The organism is Paenibacillus sp. LjRoot153 (genome assembly GCF_964253085.1).
Classification (GTDB): Bacteria; Bacillota; Bacilli; order Paenibacillales; family NBRC-103111; genus Paenibacillus_E.
Genome location: NZ_CAXUQH020000001.1, coordinates 4029348 through 4048285 on the forward strand (window position 1 = coordinate 4029348; position 18938 = coordinate 4048285).

Annotated in this window: 15 protein-coding genes; 2 read left to right on the forward strand and 13 right to left on the reverse strand. The window is 42.3% G+C overall.

Annotated features, from left to right (window positions below):
* Positions 1 to 117: 117 nt before the first annotated feature.
* The 5 genes from ACSQ8P_RS17225 to ACSQ8P_RS17245 all read right to left on the reverse strand — a co-directional run bounded on the left by ACSQ8P_RS17225 (position 118) and on the right by ACSQ8P_RS17245 (position 4715).
* On the reverse strand, positions 118 to 909 hold the full coding sequence (locus tag ACSQ8P_RS17225) for a class I SAM-dependent methyltransferase (protein ID WP_436236274.1): 792 nt from the start codon (positions 907 to 909) through the stop codon (positions 118 to 120).
* Between the two features lie 134 nt (positions 910 to 1043).
* Complete coding sequence (locus ACSQ8P_RS17230; protein WP_436236275.1) at positions 1044 to 1310, reverse strand: CD3324 family protein; 267 nt, start codon at positions 1308 to 1310, stop codon at positions 1044 to 1046.
* 653 nt (positions 1311 to 1963) lie between these two features.
* Positions 1964 to 3337 (reverse strand): hypothetical protein, encoded by a 1374-nt coding sequence (locus tag ACSQ8P_RS17235; protein ID WP_436236276.1) that lies wholly within the window; start codon positions 3335 to 3337, stop codon positions 1964 to 1966.
* Between the two features lie 100 nt (positions 3338 to 3437).
* Entirely contained in the window at positions 3438 to 3794 is a 357-nt protein-coding gene (locus ACSQ8P_RS17240) for a hypothetical protein (RefSeq protein WP_436236277.1), read from the reverse strand.
* 183 nt (positions 3795 to 3977) lie between these two features.
* Entirely contained in the window at positions 3978 to 4715 is a 738-nt protein-coding gene (locus ACSQ8P_RS17245; protein WP_436239541.1) for a class I SAM-dependent methyltransferase, read from the reverse strand.
* 256 nt (positions 4716 to 4971) lie between these two features.
* Between ACSQ8P_RS17245 and ACSQ8P_RS17250 the strand changes: the two genes are divergently transcribed.
* Positions 4972 to 5580: a hypothetical protein gene (locus ACSQ8P_RS17250; protein ID WP_436236278.1), complete on the forward strand. Its 609-nt coding sequence runs from the start codon at positions 4972 to 4974 to the stop codon at positions 5578 to 5580.
* 48 nt (positions 5581 to 5628) lie between these two features.
* Here the strand turns inward: ACSQ8P_RS17250 and ACSQ8P_RS17255 are convergent, their stop codons facing one another.
* The 3 genes from ACSQ8P_RS17255 to ACSQ8P_RS17265 all read right to left on the reverse strand — a co-directional run bounded on the left by ACSQ8P_RS17255 (position 5629) and on the right by ACSQ8P_RS17265 (position 7090).
* Positions 5629 to 6114, reverse strand: a complete 486-nt coding sequence (locus ACSQ8P_RS17255) for an NUDIX domain-containing protein (protein ID WP_436236279.1) — start codon at positions 6112 to 6114, stop codon at positions 5629 to 5631.
* Between the two features lie 182 nt (positions 6115 to 6296).
* The gene (locus ACSQ8P_RS17260; protein WP_436236280.1) at positions 6297 to 6671 is read right to left on the reverse strand and encodes a hypothetical protein; all 375 of its coding nucleotides are present in this window, start codon (positions 6669 to 6671) and stop codon (positions 6297 to 6299) included.
* Between the two features lie 116 nt (positions 6672 to 6787).
* Entirely contained in the window at positions 6788 to 7090 is a 303-nt protein-coding gene (locus tag ACSQ8P_RS17265) for a Dabb family protein (protein ID WP_436236281.1), read from the reverse strand.
* Positions 7091 to 7231: 141 nt separating this feature from the next.
* On the opposite strand from ACSQ8P_RS17265, the gene ACSQ8P_RS17270 reads away from it, so the two are divergent.
* Positions 7232 to 7603, forward strand: a complete 372-nt coding sequence (locus ACSQ8P_RS17270) for a hypothetical protein (RefSeq protein WP_436236282.1) — start codon at positions 7232 to 7234, stop codon at positions 7601 to 7603.
* Between the two features lie 80 nt (positions 7604 to 7683).
* Here the strand turns inward: ACSQ8P_RS17270 and ACSQ8P_RS17275 are convergent, their stop codons facing one another.
* The 5 genes from ACSQ8P_RS17275 to ACSQ8P_RS17295 all read right to left on the reverse strand — a co-directional run bounded on the left by ACSQ8P_RS17275 (position 7684) and on the right by ACSQ8P_RS17295 (position 18332).
* Entirely contained in the window at positions 7684 to 8151 is a 468-nt protein-coding gene (locus ACSQ8P_RS17275) for a hypothetical protein (RefSeq protein WP_436236283.1), read from the reverse strand.
* Between the two features lie 594 nt (positions 8152 to 8745).
* Positions 8746 to 8946: a hypothetical protein gene (locus tag ACSQ8P_RS17280; RefSeq protein ID WP_436236284.1), complete on the reverse strand. Its 201-nt coding sequence runs from the start codon at positions 8944 to 8946 to the stop codon at positions 8746 to 8748.
* 178 nt (positions 8947 to 9124) lie between these two features.
* Complete coding sequence (locus tag ACSQ8P_RS17285; protein WP_436236285.1) at positions 9125 to 9523, reverse strand: hypothetical protein; 399 nt, start codon at positions 9521 to 9523, stop codon at positions 9125 to 9127.
* 164 nt (positions 9524 to 9687) lie between these two features.
* The gene (locus tag ACSQ8P_RS17290) at positions 9688 to 13407 is read right to left on the reverse strand and encodes an OmpL47-type beta-barrel domain-containing protein (protein WP_436236286.1); all 3720 of its coding nucleotides are present in this window, start codon (positions 13405 to 13407) and stop codon (positions 9688 to 9690) included.
* Between the two features lie 323 nt (positions 13408 to 13730).
* Positions 13731 to 18332 carry a pectinesterase family protein gene (locus ACSQ8P_RS17295; RefSeq protein WP_436236287.1) on the reverse strand — a complete coding sequence of 1534 codons (4602 nt, stop codon included), beginning with the start codon at positions 18330 to 18332 and terminating at the stop codon, positions 13731 to 13733.
* Positions 18333 to 18938: the final 606 nt, after the last annotated feature.

Below are 18938 nucleotides of genomic sequence, written 5' to 3' on the forward strand. Positions count from 1 at the left end.
ATATGTTAACACATATTGGAACTAAACTGCCCATTAGTTCAACAGGCTGCCAATTAAGCTGGCAGCCTATTTTTATGCTCTCGTTCTTCGTTAGGTTAATGAGTTACCTGAACCGGTTTACTTAACTGCATGTATCGAAAACCATTGAGGAAGGGCTGCCATGGGATTTAATTTCCAGTTACACAAGTCATCTAGTTCTTGTTTTGAGAGCGATTTCCCTTCATCTTTTGACTCATCGATCCAAAATGAGCCATCCTCTGCATACATTTCTTCGATTTGCTTAACACATAGACCTGATGAAATAATAGCATTCGCTATATCCTGCATACGCCAATGAAGTCTTGGAACCTCATCTATAAGAAAAGGTCCAATTGAGTCATATGGCTTTACTACAGTTATTTTCTCTTTTTCTATAGCAAAAGGGCGACTAAATGGGTGAATATCAAACATGATATACGCACCATTGCTTTTAAGAATTCTTCTTATATTGTTGTACATGGAGTTTAAATCATTAATCCATACATGGACTCCATTCGATGTATACACAAAATCATATTCATCACTTTTAATGTTACTTAGTTGCATTGTATCATCGCATATAAATTCAATGTCCCATCCATTTTTTCGAGCCAAGTTCGAGTTGTTTTCTATTTGTCTTTCCGATATGTCGCACGATGTAACCCTTGCCCCCATTAAATGAAAAGCGAAGACTGCATGGTTATCTCCACTTGAAGGAACGCATACTTTCTTTCCATCCAAATTCGGCAAGGCCTTATTAATCATTGAATATGTTGTACGATGAAATGCCGATTCAGGGGTTTGTATGATTTTTGCTATCGCCTTATCTGTTCTATACCTTTGATACCATGTTTCGGACCATTCATTCCATATTCCTTTTACATTATCCATTTAGGTACCCACCTTCAATAATTTGTTAATAAGATTATAGCAAGGTCGGATCTTTTTGAATGTTTAATAATCAACTAGAAAATAAATTTTACACAAAAAGTCGCACCCGTATCCGATGCGACTTCTAGTATCCATTATTTTTTAGAGTAAATGATTTTTCTTATACTATGGCAAGAAAGACAGAATGTATCTGATAATTCATCAATGGAAGAACCGTTTAAATACCCTTCGCGGATTTCTTCATTTCGATCATCCAAGTATTTTCTGCTCCCTGAATTTTGCCCCCACTTCTTATGCGTTTCCTCGGGGGAGGGGATATATATTATTCCACCTTTTACATACTTCTGTATTTCCTTTAGTAATTCTTCTGGAAAGACGGTAACTGCATTCGCATATTTCATTTTAGCTCTGCTCCTTAAAAATTTTGGTTTTAAGGGGCAAAGTCTATACTATAAACAAATGAGAATCATTTCACTATGGCGGCAAATTATTTCCAGCTCCATACAAACAACCGCCGTTGTTCATAGTTTAGACTTTGCACGGAGCCATTTCTTATCGTTTAGATTTTGAACGAAGCCAATCATTATCGTCATACCGCCGTAAACCTCCTTTTACGTGATTAAAAGCTGAACTTCTCCTAACTCTTTATTACTTAATTATTTCGTTAGTATTGCTCAACTATCCTGCCCGTTACTTGAACAGGCTGCCGAATTGCCGGCAGCCTGTTCTATTATTGTGCTATCGTTTATTTCGCTATAGTTCCTCGTTAGTCTAATAAGTAATGCCTTTGGAGATGTGTTGAGCTTGATTAAAATCTTTAATTTCGACGCATTTCAAAATTTGAGTTGCTTCGATTCCCCAGTCAGGTCCATACCACAACAAATAGCGTGCGAACTGTTCATATGATTGTAACTGTTTGGGTGAAAGTTCGATACGTTTTTGATGAACCTGAAACATAACATAGTGTCAATCGGCATAAAGAATTTTTCTTGCTCAAAATCAATAATTCTCTCCCAATTCGTTTGATTAGACACGAAGGTCTGCTCATGATTGGCTAAAGGAACGACAGCCGCCCGCCAATTTGGCGGATGTGGTTGTCGTCGGCCCACAAGATAAAATAATTGTAGAACGTTTCCCCAATTTGGACAGGACGGGGGTATCTCACGATAAGGGCGGCCTGTTTGTTCATCTCCGCTGGTTGGTCGGCCGACGGAAAAATGAAGCAAGCCTCTCGGTTTTGTATCGTCATCATGACAATCCGAGGAGAAGAACCGTAAGGCATCAATGGATGAAAAGCTTCGGAGCCGCATACATCGACAACCCGGTCGCCCGCTGAAATCGCTGATACCTGGAAAAAACCGCTGGGCCCATCATACCTCTCTTCGCTAACTCGTAGCCAGTTTACGGGATACGGAAAGGATACTCGGTACACGAAGCTTGTGTAGATGTTTTCCGGAACCCTTCTGACGGGAGGAGACCACTGCAGGGCGGTAATCCTGCCGCCGCTGAGGACGTTCACCGGCATCGGCTCCCTGATATCGACAATCCAGATCTGACTTGCGCTTTCTACACCTGCGCATCCCGATAAATACGCGACTTTTCCTCCGTCCGGCGACCAGCCGACATGAGTGGCGAAACAGTCGGAGGCCGCCAACGTCCTTTGATTCTGACCCGTACGGCTGTCGATTTGAATGAGAGAATAATAATTCGGCTCCTTATAGGCGGTTGCGCTGTAGGCGATGCTCCTGGAGTCCGGGGACCATGCCGGAAAATAGTTTTTGGCGAGCGGTCCGCCTTCCAGCGTGTAGATGGTGCCGGTGGCCAGATCCACGGTCGAAATGATGGAGATGCTGACACCGGGGAACGTATAAAGCACAAAAGTTCCGTTCGGGGAAAGCCGAACGTCATGGAGAGGTCCGTCCGTATTTTGCGTGATTTGACTGCGGTCTGTGCCATCGGTCTGGATGCGAAAGAGTTGGGTGATGCCGGTGGAATCCGGAGCCGCGAACAGAAGCTCCGTACCCGAAGGGAACCACTGGACATCGCTGGCGCCCGCCTCCGGGATGGCATAGCTGTTATGTGAGAAAGTATCATAGATGACGATTAGCCCGTTTTTGACATACGCGAGAAACCGGCTGTCCGGGGACCAGTCCAGCAGCGTGTTGGGTTCAATTTGGTCGATCCTGGCGACGGCGAGCGTGACGGTGTCCAGAAGGTGGACCACTTTGTCAATGCCGATGAAAGCGATTCTCCTGCTGTCCGGAGACCAATAGGGAACGGAAAGTTCCGCACCAAGCCCCTTTGTAAGTTGAAAATCAAGACCGTCCTGCGGTCGGTACAGCCAAATGTCGAACGTTCCGCAACGGTCCGACGTGTAGGCGATCCATCCTTGAACGGGATCATGAGGAACAGCTTGCACGGCCAACATCCTCTCCTGAATCATCATATACTTCAGATGTATTCAGTGGGGGGCGATTAGGCGACAGGAGAATCAACTAAAAAAGATGCCGTCGCGGCGTCCAATTTATTTAATCCTTCCCAGGAACTACACCTTCATTTAATTCATCGTACTCGTAAAACATCTTACCTGTTTTAGCTTCTAGGTAATAGTGACGTTTGTGATCAGGAAGAAACTCTGTCACAATCCAAACTGCTCCGTGCATATCGCAAAGTAGTTCCTTTTTATCGCATCGTGCTTGAATCTCTCTAGGACGATGCCCTTCGTTGAAATTCTTAATATATGTAGCATCAAATTTTCTTTCATATGTAACCGATGGATCTTTCTGTTTGACAATCTTAATAGCTTCACCTTCGCTGATTTTATTATCAAAACACCCTGTTAGGACAATGGCAAGTACCGCTAAAAAGAAAACTACTCGTTTCAATGTGGTATCTCTCCTTTAGTATCATTGTCTCATGAAAAAAATCTATTCACATAACCCTAAAGACCGCCCATGTTTTCCCAGTATTATTCCTTCAGAAATACTAACTTATTCAACAATTCTGCCCGTTACTTTAATAAAGAAAAGAGGAGCTGCCGCGAAGCAAACTCCTCAACTATAGTCTTTCTATAGTTTTCTTGCCTTGAATACAAAAGTTACTGGAAGCATCTCCGCTTTTTTTGCAAAAGCGCTGTTAGCCCCCGATTGCATAATTTCATCATCAGATTCCTCAATCATTTGCTTAATGATAAATCCCGCTTTTGCCAACGCATTCACATAGGTTGATAGTTTACGGTCCGATAATGTTAGCGTACTTCCGTCAAGAGATAACGAATACCAAGATTCATCGAAATAAGTTTTTTTGAAACCAAGCATATTATCTTCTGCAGCAACACATTTGTGTATAGGGTGAGACCAGCTGAAAATAAATACGCCGTCTTTTTTTAGGTAAGAAGCAATCCGGCGAAAAGTACCCTCAAGGTCAGTTGTCCAGCCTATTGCATAAACCGAATAAGCAAAGTCAAAATAATTCTCTGGTATGCCACATTCTTCTTCCATGGGAGAAAAGAATAATTTTGCTGAAAGACCGAACTCCGTCAGATGTTGCTTTGTCTTTTCGAGTTGGTTTTCTGATATATCCATACTCCATAGTTCAGATGCTTTGCGTTCCCCCAGATATTGCAAAGATTGACCGCTTCCACAGCCTATTTCCAGTATCTTTTTTCCTGAGACATCGCCAAAAAGCTGGCATTTTTCTTCTGAGACAAATGCTCCATAAAGAGGAAGTGCGATTGCTCCTAAAACATCATTTCCTTTTGTATCCCAAAATAAGCTGTTTGTTTCATGAATAACACTCGTATCCATGTCATCGACCGAGATGACACCAACCTCACTACCGCCTATGCTTTCCCATAAACAGAATTCTTGTCCATGCCGACGACCTCCCCAAATAAGGCTCACTCAATGTAATCCCAACTCTATGATGGATAAATATGCAAAATCATCATATCGCACGTACGTTCGAGCAGCAGGGTAGTTATGTCCACTTACGAATAGAAATGTAACAGATCCTGTGCAACTGGAATACATTTCCATATTAGAATTACAGGGGTGATACAGTATGGCTTCGTATCAACAGATACGCTCTTCTTTACCGAAACTCAACTATTTGGGAGCGATACCTGAATACCTGGTCTTTGATGTTGATACTAGGTTTACTCAAGAGCAAGTGAACCTTATCAAACAATTGATATCTACAATTGTAGGTATTTGGAGTAACAGCCATGAAGAAAACAATAATGGAGTTGTCCCAAATTTTTTCCAAAAGAGAGTTGGTGATGCAGCCGTTCGAGATTTAGAGCCTATCGGGTTTGATGAAAGATTGTCAAATGGTAGCGCCGCCGTCGAAGTCCTTTTGAACGTTTTAACAGAGAAATTTGTAGAGAACGGTTTCGGGAAAACGAGCGTACCAAAAATCAAATTTGCCCGACCGAAATCCGGAATGGACTACCGCATTATTGCAGCTAATGGGGGCCCAGGAAGCAATCTAAGTGTGACTTTTAATCCTGACTACCTAAAGACTGGGAATTCTCTGTTTAACACTGGCGCATTAATGAATGCCTTTATGGTTCGATCCGGATACCGGAAACCGATCACAAAGTTCAGGAAATTATCCAACTCAGAAAATATTCGAGAAACGATTGAAGAATCCTGCCCTTTACTTCAATAAGCAAAAGAGGAGCCGCCGCGAAGCAAGCCCCTCAACTCTCGTTCTTCGTTAGATTAACGACTTACTCTGTTGAATTTCCTGTTCTTCAACGTAATTTCGGTACTTATCGCCGTTGTAATAATTAATAATGTCCTCATTAATTTCTGGATATAGTTGAATAGAACATAATTCTGAAATAGGAATCCACTTTACACCAATTTGCTGAGGATCAGGATTATCAGGTATTTTGGGGCATGAACCTGTTTTGAGTTTACATTCAAATGTAACTCCTACAGAGTGAGTGTCACCGTAGATGTAATTACTTTTCATGGGTTGATATTCGTACACAAATGCAACTGGACCGACTTCTACTTCGACACATGCTTCTTCTTTTGCTTCCCGTACTACAGCTTCAGTCAGTGTTTCACCTGGCTCAAGTCCTCCTGCTGGAAGGTTGTAATGTACGCCATCATCATTATCGTTTTTGAACTCAACAAGTAAAATAGAACCTCTTTCAATAATTAATGCACAAGCACGAAGTCGTATCTTTTCCATCTCATATCACATCCCATGGTAAATATTATTAGCATGGAATATTGTACCATTATATTAATATTGTACCTATGACTTCTTCAATATGAGGTATTTTATTGAAGATAACTGCCCTTTAGTTGAGAAAAGGCTGCCGGTTTTCCCGGCACCCCTCGACTTGATAGTAATGTAAATATCGTTACCCGTTAATTGAATGAAAAAAAATCACTCTTGGCCATTGCAAGAAAATCGGCCAATGCATTCGGATCTTGATCATTATATCCTTCGATTGTCCAGCAAAGTGCCTTATGAGGTTTATTAAGCCAAGGTGGATTTGACTTCGGCATAAAGAAAACTGTTAAATCATCATCATATTCATGGTTAATGGCCCAGGCTATAAACTCAATTGTACGCCAACCCACTGGTGATTCGTCGATTTCAAACTTTACATACCATGTTCCTTTTTCCCACTGACCGTCCGTTGGGTTATTATGTCCACCACAACTTCCAATCGTCAGAACGCTTTCAAATGAATTTAGTACTTGAACCAAACTAACAATATTCTCATCTAATTGATCCACCTAAATCACTTCCTAGAACGTTATTATCTAGTTTTCATATTAACACACATTGGAACTATCCTGCCCTTTAGCGCAACGAGGCTGCCGATCTATACCGGCAGCCTCGTATTGGTTGCTTAAACCAATGGGTAATCAACTACAATAACATTTTCCAGTATACCATCTAGCGATTTAACAAATTCCTGATGAATGGGATGCGGACCATATGAACGCAGCGACGCAAGGTCTTCAAACGTTACCCGTAATCCGAGAGTATAGCCCTTAATATTTTCCGTTTCTTCAGTTACGTTGATGCCTGCACTTATATCAAATATCCCGGGGATACGATCCCGAAACGTTAACAATTGATCCAGCAATTCCTGTTGCTTGATTGGCGTGACATTAGTATTGAACTTGAATACAACGAGATGTTCGTACATCGCTAAATTGCTCCTTTTTTAAGCTTAATGTTGTGGTGCTATCGTTCACCGTTAGTTTAAAAATCGGTCACATTCTCCGAATAGTTCTCATGCAATTACAAATAATACCACAAGACTAATTATAGAGAGGATGATTAATTTTTGAGAAAATCATTAATGTTGCTGGTCTTAACCCTTCTACTCCTGTATTCCCCTAAACCTGTAGTAGGCAATCAGAGTAATCCCCTTACACCTGAAGAGAAATCTTTCCTATGGTATAAAGATTTTGTAAGCTCGTGTTTAGGATCAAACATCATGGAATCGATTAAAGTGGAGTATAACACCTCTCAAGGTGGCTATGAAAATAAATATGAGAAAAATACTATAAGTTACGGATTACAAGAGGGACAAGATGGATTTGTAACTGTTGTTTATGTAAGACCTAATGATGTTGATCATCTTGATCGATTAACTTTTCATTGTAAAACCCCATCTTATCCAATATGGAAAAGGTATCAAATTATTGAAGTATGAAAGAGCAGTCGACTAAATGTTCAACCGAGAGAAGTAATGTTTTTTATTGAGCTCTCGTTCTGCGTTAGTTCAATCAATCTTTATCTTATATCTATAACAAAAACGTATTCCCCGCGTCCTTCCTTCCAAACACCAGATAAAGTGTAGATGCAACGCCCTTTTTCAGCGGGAAGCATGGCTTCATAGCCATCAATAGGTTGACTATAATTTAGTTTTCCGTCGGTTGCCCATGCGGTAAGTTTTAACTCATTAGGTTTGTAGTCAAATACCACCTTTAGCAGTGACGAAGGCGAAGCGTTAACTGGTTTCACATGCTCAGCTAATTTCAACGGCTGAGGTACATCGGCAATAGCACCCTTCCATTGGTAAGATCCTAGCAAGAAAGGCACGTTTATTCCGTCTACCATTATCTTGGGATTCGGCGGTTCAATTCCAGTGCTCGTTTTCAGCTCTTCCTTTTTCATACAACCTGATGCCAACAAAACAAGCAGAGTGAGCGTAAACAACAGGATTACTGACAGAATCATCTTGCTAAAAGATCGGTTCATAAGCCCCCCCTTTCTTAACTACATTATTAGACGAAAAAGGGGAATTTTAGTTGCGCTAAACTGCCAGATAGTTGAGCGGTTGGCATAGAAATGAAAACAGGCGATGGATTAGTACCATCGCCGCAATATCGTTCGTCATTAGCTCAACGAAAATTGAGCTAGATATAAAAAATCATCAACAAAACCAAAATTATTACTGGGGATATCGCTATTGCATGAATTGGTCGTACATGATGTAGTCGTAGCATAAGGAACATCATGCAATCAAAAAGGAATGACCATTTCCAAGACCAACCATGATGGTAGGACATAAAACCATTTTCTTTGCCAACCCACTCTAATGAAGAATAGATAATTATCTACTTGAGAAAGTGACCAAAAACGGACACTTTTTTTTGGGGGAAGTTCGACAGAAAAAGCATAACAGTACATGGGAAAATAATAAAGCTGTATAAATTATCAGTAATGAGCTCGTTGGGGATGTTACGTTCGTTATGCCAAAGATGATAGGTGTTATGAGCTATGTATTGATATAACAAGCTCATGATTACTATGTAATATATGGTTGGTAAAAACTCCCTCCAACGTTTCCAATTAGCCCACTTCCAAGCAGCAATTAATGCCCATACAGTTAATATAATGTGCAAAGAAACCCAACGCCCTAGCATAATGTTGAAGATTCAAGTTATTTTCAATGTTCGTTAACGCAACTTGTTCGGTTTGTTCTTTACCGCAACCAATCAGCAAAACAAAACTACATATTGCTAGATAAATAATTATCTTTTTAACCACCATTATGTAAACATCACCCCATTGACAGAATAATCCTTTTGAAATAAGACGTAACACCCCGTATGAATGTTGCAATTTCTCAACTATCCTGCCCTTTAGCGGGGAAAAGGCAACCAATCCACCTGGGCTGGTTGCCTTTTACATGTTGTTATTGAACTCTCGTGTCCCGTTAGCGTAACTCTTAGCCATCCATCCTACGTTGATTAGGCGTAAACCTGGCAAATCCTTTTTGGTCACACGACCAGGTACCAGCCGTAAACGATTGTACGATAGTGGATGAATTCCCGTAAAAGATCTTGATGTTACCCGAGTCAAACGCAGTACTGAGCTCAATGGTACCTGAGCCGTCATAGATATAAGGCGCCTGTTTAAATCCACTGGCTTCTCCCCAGTAAGTGGATGATAGCGTACATTTATGATAATTATTCCAAATGATTTCTGCCTGCCAGTCAGATACTTCCTCATCGTCTTGAAAATTCAAATCACTATTTTCTTCATCGTACTCGGCAGATTTTAAAATGTAAATCAAACCAGAGTCCAGCTTCATTAATGTGACCACTCCAAATAAATTCCAAGACACGATGTCCATCTTTCCAAGGATTATCTTTAAAAGTTATTTTATTATTTATGTTTGAAAATTCAATCCTTCCATTTTTTCGAAATGGATAACATATCCAGGAGGAAGGGGCTGGTGTCTTCCTCCTGAAATATCATTTATTCGTATTCAATCAATTGAACTACCTCTTAATTTTTGTCGGATTGATCATGCGGCACTGTGACGGTTGCTGTTCTTACCGTTTTGTTGCCCGCTTTGTCAGTTGCCGTGTACGTGATGGTATAGATCCGCGACTTCTCCGCACGCAAGCTAAAAGAAGTGGCGGCTGTACCGAAATTGACCTGAATATCGCTTGGATCGCTATTCGGTTGATTGCTCGTTATGGACGTTAATACCACGGATTCAACGCCCGATGTAGCATCACTAGTATCCAGCGTGGCATTAATCGGAACCATTATATGATTTGCCGGCCAAATCGAGGTTTTATCGAGTTGGACGGAAATCACTGGTGCTGTCTTGTCGACTTTGAATTCGACGGTTTTGGTTTGTTCTACATTGCCTGCCTGATCCTTGCTGCGATATCCGAGCTTATAAGTTCCGTCACCGAAGACTGGAATGGAGCCAGTGTAAATGATCCATTCACCTTCATTCACTTGGTATTCCGTTGTTACTGATCCTCCGTAAATGTCGCTTACGAATAAGCTCACGGTCACATCTGTTGTGTACCAGCTGTCCTTTCCGTTAGGCGCAACCGGACTTAGGGTAGCGGTTGTTACAGGAGCTATTTTATGAATGTTACTTACCGTAATGCTGGTTACATTTGATACATTTCCTACTGCATCAGTTCCTCTTGCATACACGGTATCATTGTCGGAGACAACTACTGGGGCGGTGTAAGCTGTCCACGCGCCGCTTGCTCCCACTTTATATTCCATCAACGAAGCGTCTCCCGGATAGCTGATGATTACGTTGACAGCTTGGTTAGTCAGCGTATTTGTATCTACAACCAAGGTTGCATCGATAGGTGCTATGTGATCGATATTGCTGACTGAGTAGTTCGTCTCATTCGACACATTGCCTGCAGCATCTGTTGCTCTAGCATAAACCGTGCTATTTTCGGAGACAACCACTGGAGAGCCATATGCCGTCCATGTCCCGATATCTCCTACTTTGTACTCCTTCACCGTCACATCGGATGGATAGCTGATCGTTACGGTAACGTCCTGATTGGTTGGCGCTGTAACGTCAGCTGACAAGGTTGCGTCAGCCGGAGCCGATTTATCGATGTTGCTTACCGTAATACTGGTTACATTAGATACATTTCCTACTGCATCTGTTCCTCTTGCATACACGGTGTCATTGTCGGAAACATCCACCGGTTCAGTGTACGCTGTCCATACGCCGCTTGCTCCCACTTTATATTCCATCGACGAAGCGTCTCCCGGGTAGCTGATCGTTACGGTAACGTCCAAATTGGTTAGCGATGTAACGTCTGCTGACAATGTTGCGTCAGCCGGAGGCGTTTTGTCGATGTTGCTTACCATATAGCTGCTAATGTTCGATGTATTCCCAACTGTATCCGTTCCTCTGGCAAAGATCGTATTGTTCGATGCCATAACAATCGGTGCTGTGTATGGTGTCCATGCGCCTTCAGTGCCCACTTTAAATTCTTTCACAGCTGCGTCATCTGGGAACTGAATAATCACGTTCACATCGGTATTGGTCGGAGTTGTCACATCAGCTGTAAACATTGCATCCCCTGGAGGTGTCGTATCGCTCTCCATACTTGCGAGTTTCATGTAATAAAGATTTGTAACATCATCCTTAGTAATGGTATGTGCGCCAGGCGCAAGTGATACACTGACAATACCATTTGTCATTGCATAGCTTGTTCCATCTATCTTGATTTTAAGTCCGTTTGCTGGATTAAACACTAATGTTAATGTTGAAGCTTGTGTTGTGGTAAACCCAATATTGGTTGTACTCTCCAGTTTTAAACATTGAGTTAGTGTTAAACCATCATATGCCACTGTTCCCTTACTTGTTGAAAGGTTCCCTACAATCGTGAAGAAGCTGCTTGTTTTTCCATTTGTAGTAAAGTTGTGAACAATTGCCGATGTAGGCGGTGTTGTCGGTGGTGTTGTCGGCGGTGTTGTCGGTGGTGTTGTCGGTGGTGTTGTCGGTGGTGTTGTTGGTGGTGTTGGTGGTGTTTCTGTTGAATTACCACCTACAGATACAAGTTGAGTTGTGTAACTTAGTATTTTAGACATCAGTGCTGAATTAAGGCTATACGATGTGTCATCAACTGAATCAACAAAATCCCATGTAAAGTCTCCATGATTTAGGCGTCCAGCTTCTGCCGTAACAACTTGTTCAACAATGCTTACGGAATCAATGTCAGCTACATTTACTCCTGTATCGATAGTCGTATCAAAGTTATTATAAGCTGTTCCACCTACTAATGTTTTGTATGAACTAGGAACTGTTTCATTTCTTGACGAAGCTAAGTACGCATCAAATGATGTTGCATTAGCTGGAGCTGTTCCTGCATTGGAATTTGCATAGATAAGACTATTAGGATTATCAATAATATTATTGTAGGCTTTAATCATACCTCCTGCTTCACCGGAGAAAGTGCCATTAGCAACACCATTTTTAATATCCGTGCCTTGTAAAGAAATCATTATTGGATTATGAGCATTTCTCCAATAATTTGATTCTACAAAGGCATTACTTGCAGTTGTAGCACCAGTACCATATTTTGCGACGCCATCAAAGAAGTTATTATAGATATGAATAGATCCTGTTCTTATACGTGGATGACGAGAGTCTGAATGATCAAACCAGTTATGGTGGAATGTTGCAAAGAATTCAGATGTATCATCAAAACCGACTAGAGCAGCTTTTCCGGAATCCCAATAGTGATTGTAAGAGATTGTAAGATAAGTTGATCCTTTTTTAAGGTCAGTTGAACCATCACCTTTTGCTTGGTCAGCATCTCCGCCTGCTTTTCCATACATAATATCATTATTATGCACCCAAACATTAGCATTACCTGTATCAAGTGAAACGCCATCGTCAGGGAATAACATAATACCAAAGTTTCTTACTTCTACATTACCGACTGCTCTAAGTAGGAATCCCCAGCCAGAAGCATAGGCGTCTTGTCCGATACCTTCTAATGTAATATTCATTTCCGCATAATTTGCGTTCCCTTTTACTTGAAGAAATCCACTGCTGTTAAGTTGTCCACTCATGTCAGCATCTGTCACTTTTCCAATAAATCTAATTGCAAGTGGTGTTTTATCATAGCCTTTTTGTCTTAGTGCCAGAATTGCACCTAAACCAACACCTGTTTGTTTAGTACCTGAGCTACTGGTTATCACATCAAGAGCTACTGTTTGCGCAGTCGCAGATGTTACATAAATAACTTGAGCGCCATTCTTAAGTGTTCCATCATTATTATAAGCTCCTGAACCTGTGCCAAATGGTGAGTTTCCTGCAAAGGCAAATCCAGATCTGTCATGTGGCGCTACTGATATCGTATTTGAAACAGTACTTTCTTTGGAACCATCTGACAGTACTGCTTCGACTTTCATTACATAATTCCCAGCTGCAAGCCCTATAGCATCAGCTCTCCAATTTGAAGGATATTGTCGGATTAATTGCGTATCAATTTGTACATATTGAGAATCTGCTGCACTTGCAGGCTTAACAAATACATTATACCCCGTCGCATTACTTACAGGTGCCCATTCTACATAGGCCGTCTCATTCCAGCCTCCATTGTTGGTGATCGAAAGACCGGTAGCGTGTACTGCCGTATTGAACATTCCGCTTGCTATTACAGATAGCAATATAGCAAACAATAAAACGTAACTCGTTACCTTTTCAATACTTTTTTTCAATGTAATTCCTCCCGCGTTTAAGTGGTTGTGACGACTTTGGAATCGCTTTCAAGTACTTAGAAACTTGCATTGTCCCCCCTCGCATCATCAATGCTCAAACAAGGCTCAATTAATTCGAATATCCTCATTAGCTTATCAGTTATGTTTGAGGTTCCGAAACAATCATTTGAACATTTCGCCCGTATTTCTGAGCTAATGATTATCGGTCAGAGATATGATACTCCCCGACAAATCTTCTAAAAATTCAAAAAATGCACCCCTTATAAGTCATCGGATTAACCAGAGGGTTTTCCAATGTCTATTTTAAGGAGTGCACTTCAAGTTTAGCTGCCCTTTTTTGGGTCGCCTGGATTATTGTCCCTGTTATCATGATCCGTTTTAATCGTGACACTAGGACCGGAAAGACTCAAGTTACCACTTGCATCAACCGCTTTGACCATAAGCTTGTAATTCGTATCTTTTTGCAAATTAGCGACATTGTATGTTGTAACGTTGTCCAAGACTGCGATTTCCTTAGCCGAAGTATCGCTCACCAGATAAACCCTATATCCGGTCACGCCGATGTTATCTACTGCTGCATGCCAGTTTAAGGTCAAGCCCGTTTTCGTTACATTCGTTGCGGTCAAATTGCCAGAGTTCCACAGCGGTGCAGATGTGTCGCCCGTTTGCGTGTTTTCTGCACCCGCTTGATGAATAACGAGAGCTGGAACATATGCCGTTTGATCCGCAAAAGTATACAGTCTTGGCGTCCAATTAACAGGCTGCAAAGTACCGTTGTTCTTGGCGACTTCAACATTTTCGCCATTCAAAACGGAGCCTTTGTCAGTGAATGCAGTGCCGCTGGATACTTGAATCAGGGATGAAGGGGATAAAGCCGCATCATTCGCAAAATAATTATTTTCAGCATAGACCTGAGATTGGTATCCTACTCCGATTGCATAGAGGAATGGGTTATTCGGATGGTTCACTGTTCCTTCGTAATAGTTGTTGTACACATGAACCTGACCGTAACGCACACGTGGTGCACGCTGACCTACATTCCGATAAAAGTTGTGATGGAAAGTAATTCTTTCTTTGCCAGCATCGCTGCTAAAGCTATCGCTTCCACCTACAAGCGTCGTCTTGTCATGATCATGGAAGTAGTTGTAGGATACGGTAATAAAATCGGATGCATTCGTCATATCCACAGCACCGTCGTGTTGTTGATACTTGCGTCCAAAATAGGTGTGATTCGGATCATCCATGCCGCCTATGTCACTAAATGTGTTATGGTCAATCCAAACATGAGTAGAACTTTTTACCGAGATGCTGTCATAAGCGGAGTTCCAATTGCCCAAATCGCCATCCGTCGGATCCCACTGCGGGAAATAATCAAATGTATTCCGGAATTCGATGTTCCGGATAATGACATTATCCACATTCTCTACGTTCAGATTGCCGCCGAGAATCTTCGCATTGGTGCCAGGCAAACCGACGATCGTCGTATTTGAACCGACATTAACTTTGATTTGTTTACTCTGATTGCTTGCCGATCTTACACGCGCCTCTTCCAAAGCGCCGCCAGGCAATGTTTTACCCCAAACGGCCGGGTCGTATGTCTGGAGATAAGCGTTAAAGTCATAAAGCGGATCTTTGTAGAATTCCATACCTATCGGGTTGTCGTTTTGATCCACATTCATATCTATTGTGCCGTTTATGTAGATCATCTTCGGCATGGTGCCGCCTGCCAATGCTTTCACTAGTTCACTGCGCTTGCTCACGATGAAAATTTGTTCCGGATTAGCCGTCGATCCGCCGGTTGTTCCTGTGGTATGGGCTCCCCATCCGTCATTAGGCATCAATACCTGTCTGCCAATATCTTTCTCCTCGCTATCGACCACATTTACAATCAATGGCACGGCAATGTCTCCGAAGTTAAAGCCCAGTGTCGTTGATCCCACGGGTAGTCGGGAAAGGTAATCTTTCTTGAGTGTATATACACTGCCGGTAACGGTGTAGTCCAACGATTCAAGAACTCCTGTGCCATTCGTGATATTCGTCAACGCAAATCCGTTGGTCCTAACGCTTACGTTAATATCCGCCTGATTCGCTGGGTTCTTATCAAAGTTGGAGGATGTAACCACTACTGCTGGCGCATAGTTTACTTTCGGCATGATAACCGGAATGGATGGATCCCAGCCACCTAAAATTTGCGAAATCGTCAAACTTGCTTCCTGTCCCGTGAGCTGGGTGGAAATTTGACGTGCGGTTGCATTCGCTCCGTATCCATAGCTGTTATATTCCGAAAAATAGCTAGTGATACAGGAACCCGCACATGAAGCCGCCCAACCCTCTGGAAGGAATTTCTTCGAATCGATGAAAGTGTTGATAAATGTAACTCTTGCGTAATCCTTCCAAGCGCGGCCCAAATCGTAGATCCCTTGTGCAGAAGGACCATCGACCACTTGAGAATTAATAAAAAGATATCCCTTGTCCGTCGTATTTTTCTGCGCTCCTGCCGTAATATGTCCTCCTGCACTCGCGCCGGTCGGGACATTGCTCACAAGCACTAATTTCACATTGTCCATAACGACAGCGGGAGCTTCACCGAAGATGAAATCGACGTCTCCTTCAATAATGCTATTGTGGAAATAATGGCGTCCCTGACTTTTGGTATTTAAGCCGTTGTACAGCGTATCTTGAAACCCTTTCAATCTTACAGATTCCAATACGGCCATATCACTTTTGAGTGACAGAGCTACCGCTTGTGCCACTTCATTGCGCGGTCCGGCGCTGTTCTCGATTGTCAAATTGGAAGCGTTAAAGAAGTCTGCCGTTACATCCACCGTCTGACTTAGGAATGTGTTTCCTGTGTGACCGGGCTTGCCCTGTGTAGCCGCAGTCCCTGCGTAATCGCCAAACATAATGGTTGTTTTATCCATGCCCGCGCCGACAAGACTTACATAAGGTCGATCAACCTTAACCTTTTCGGTATACGTACCTGAAGCGATATGAATGATCGTTCTTGTGGTGTTATTTGTCGGAACCTGATTAATAGCGCTTTGAATCGTATTGAATACTTTTACTCCATCAGCCGTTACATTCTTATCAACCGTCAACACAGCCGCCGGAAGAACAACAAGTTCATCCGTATCAGGGCTTTCGCCGTTCGAATTTACAGCAGACACAACATAATAATAAGTGATCCCGTTTGTCACGCTCAAATCGCCAAATATCGCATCGTAAGTTGAAGAGATGACCGTATATGGCCCGTCAGCAGAAATAGCTCTCTTTACATTGTAAGAAGAAGCGCCAATTACCGCATTCCAGGAAAGGCTTACGCTGCCTTCGTTTGCGACTGCTTGGAAGCTTGTCGGTTTAGCTGGTGCACCATTAACCGGAGCATATGGCTTCGCTTTTAATTGATTTGAAATCATGCTTTCTTGCCCATCATTCACAGCATCAACTACATAATAATAAGTCTTGCCGTTCTCCGCAGTGGTATCTAAGTAACCGGTTCCGATAACATTAGTTAGCGCTATGTAAGGTCCACCGTTTACCAAACTTCTTTTTACGCTGTATGACGATGCTTTCGTTACTGAAGTCCAGTTTAGCTGGACTTGGTTATTTCCAGGCTCGATGCTCAATAGCGTCGGTGCACCTAACGGTGCTGCAGGGGATACCTTTCCGAGCAGTTTGGGCTGACCCAGACCGCCGACATTCCCAGCTGAAAGTCTGTAATAATACGCCGTATCCGACCGCAAGTTCGTATCCAGATAGGAAGTGCTTGTAAGCTTGGGTTTCCCGTTCGTCAATAATGGGACAAAAGGTCCTTCCGGTGTTGTGCTTCTCTCAAGCGTGTAGAAGGCCGCTTTATTAACAGGATTCCAGGCGACTGTAAGCTGCCCGTTTCTGACAATGCCGTTAAGACCTGTAATTTCGTCTGAAGGGGGCTCCACGTTATTAGGATAGCCAGACGCATAATACGAATACTCACTTTCACCGGACGAGTTCACCGATGTCACCTTGTAATAGTAGTATTTATCGTTAGTCAGACCGGCAGTATCCGTGTAGCTGTTTGACGGCACACCTTCTGCAAGCTTTTCATAGATGCCATCACGGGATTCACTGCGATACACATTATAAGTATCTGTACCGCTTGTTGCATCCCAGCTAAGCTCAACCCTGCGGTTTGCGCCTTCGGTTGTCAAGTTCTGTGGTGTCACCGCTTCCTGTTGAGAAACGATGATGTTGTCCACATACGCATTCCCTGTCGACGTACCCGCCATTCTAAAATTGATTGACGCAATATCTGTAACCGGGCTGGCGAATTTGAAATTACCTGAGAAAATGCCATTAATATAAAGATCTGCCGTATTGGCTTTTACATCGGCAACGTACTTCACCGTATACCAGGTTTTCGCCTGGAATTTTTGTGTGCCGCCTGTTAGAGGATCCGGAAAGGCGTAATCGGCCTTTAAGGAAAGCGCTATTTTCTTATTACTGTCTAGCAATTCCAAAACGTATGAGTCGCTTACCATAGCGCCTTCCATAAAATCGAGCTGTGCAGTCATCCCTTTGCCGATCTCTGCGGTTACTGGCGTGAAAGCTTTATTGAAGCCGCCTCTGCCAGCGCCGTCACTGATCCAAAATACATTGGTTGTGTTTCCGACTAAAGTAGTCGATGTTTGGCCATAGCTATTTCTAAGATTACTACTATTAATTACCGTAGAATTGTTCATAGCTGTAAAAGAAGTAATCACACCGCTGCCAAAAGGCGGGGTATACCCTACAGGCAATACTCCTAACGTACTTCCTTCAAAATTATCATTGACAAGAGATGTAACCGGCGCTGCCGCCGCCTGGATCTCAGACGCACCGATAAGCGGCACGTAGGAAGAAAGAAACAGCAGACACAACATAATTCTAAGCGCTTTCATCATCATGTAGTCTCTCAACCTCCTATACTTTTTTTGAAAATATACTCAGATTATACTAGTGGCACGCTTATATCCGCTATAATCATTTGTTCACATCTTGAATGATTCAGGCTAAACTTGGTATATTGCAGGTTCATTTCAGACGATGATTTGTTCCCTCACCGCCGGTTTCTCTATTGTTTAACTATATATTTGGCAGCTTCGGAAAATAAAGAAACAGAGCAAGATAAAAACGGATAAGGTCTATTCTTTTAAAGATCCAATAATGAAATCTGCCTACCCTCGGGGCTGTTTCTTTTTTTATGTCAGCATTCGGACAATGTTATTGTCATCAATACCCGGAAAATTATTGTAGTCCTTTAGAGAACACTGCCCGTTAGCTTTAGGAAATGCAGCCGATCCATAAGTGGACGACTGACCGTCATACAAAAATGACCTTCGGGGTAATATTATTTTTTTTCAATATTCTCACGTTTTTCATAGTTGGCTTCATAATCTTTACAACTGCCTATTGGGTAGTTCTCTCTATCAATTGTTTTGAAGGCTGTTTTGTATATGTGGTCAGCATATTCGTTTGGGTATTTCCTTCCGCAATTGTTGCAGTAATAACTA

Bases quoted from the DNA above. Each gene is read 5' to 3' on its own strand.
- ACSQ8P_RS17225 (WP_436236274.1), bottom strand. From the start codon at position 909: ATGGATAATGTAAAAGGAATATGGAATGAATGGTCCGAAACATGGTAT.
- ACSQ8P_RS17230 (WP_436236275.1), bottom strand. From the start codon at position 1,310: ATGAAATATGCGAATGCAGTTACCGTCTTTCCAGAAGAATTACTAAAG.
- ACSQ8P_RS17235 (WP_436236276.1), bottom strand. From the start codon at position 3,337: ATGTTGGCCGTGCAAGCTGTTCCTCATGATCCCGTTCAAGGATGGATC.
- ACSQ8P_RS17245 (WP_436239541.1), bottom strand. From the start codon at position 4,715: ATGGATACGAGTGTTATTCATGAAACAAACAGCTTATTTTGGGATACA.
- ACSQ8P_RS17250 (WP_436236278.1), top strand. From the start codon at position 4,972: ATGGCTTCGTATCAACAGATACGCTCTTCTTTACCGAAACTCAACTAT.
- ACSQ8P_RS17255 (WP_436236279.1), bottom strand. From the start codon at position 6,114: ATGGAAAAGATACGACTTCGTGCTTGTGCATTAATTATTGAAAGAGGT.
- ACSQ8P_RS17265 (WP_436236281.1), bottom strand. From the start codon at position 7,090: ATGTACGAACATCTCGTTGTATTCAAGTTCAATACTAATGTCACGCCA.
- ACSQ8P_RS17275 (WP_436236283.1), bottom strand. From the start codon at position 8,151: ATGAACCGATCTTTTAGCAAGATGATTCTGTCAGTAATCCTGTTGTTT.
- ACSQ8P_RS17280 (WP_436236284.1), bottom strand. From the start codon at position 8,946: ATGGTGGTTAAAAAGATAATTATTTATCTAGCAATATGTAGTTTTGTT.
- ACSQ8P_RS17295 (WP_436236287.1), bottom strand. From the start codon at position 18,332: ATGATGATGAAAGCGCTTAGAATTATGTTGTGTCTGCTGTTTCTTTCT.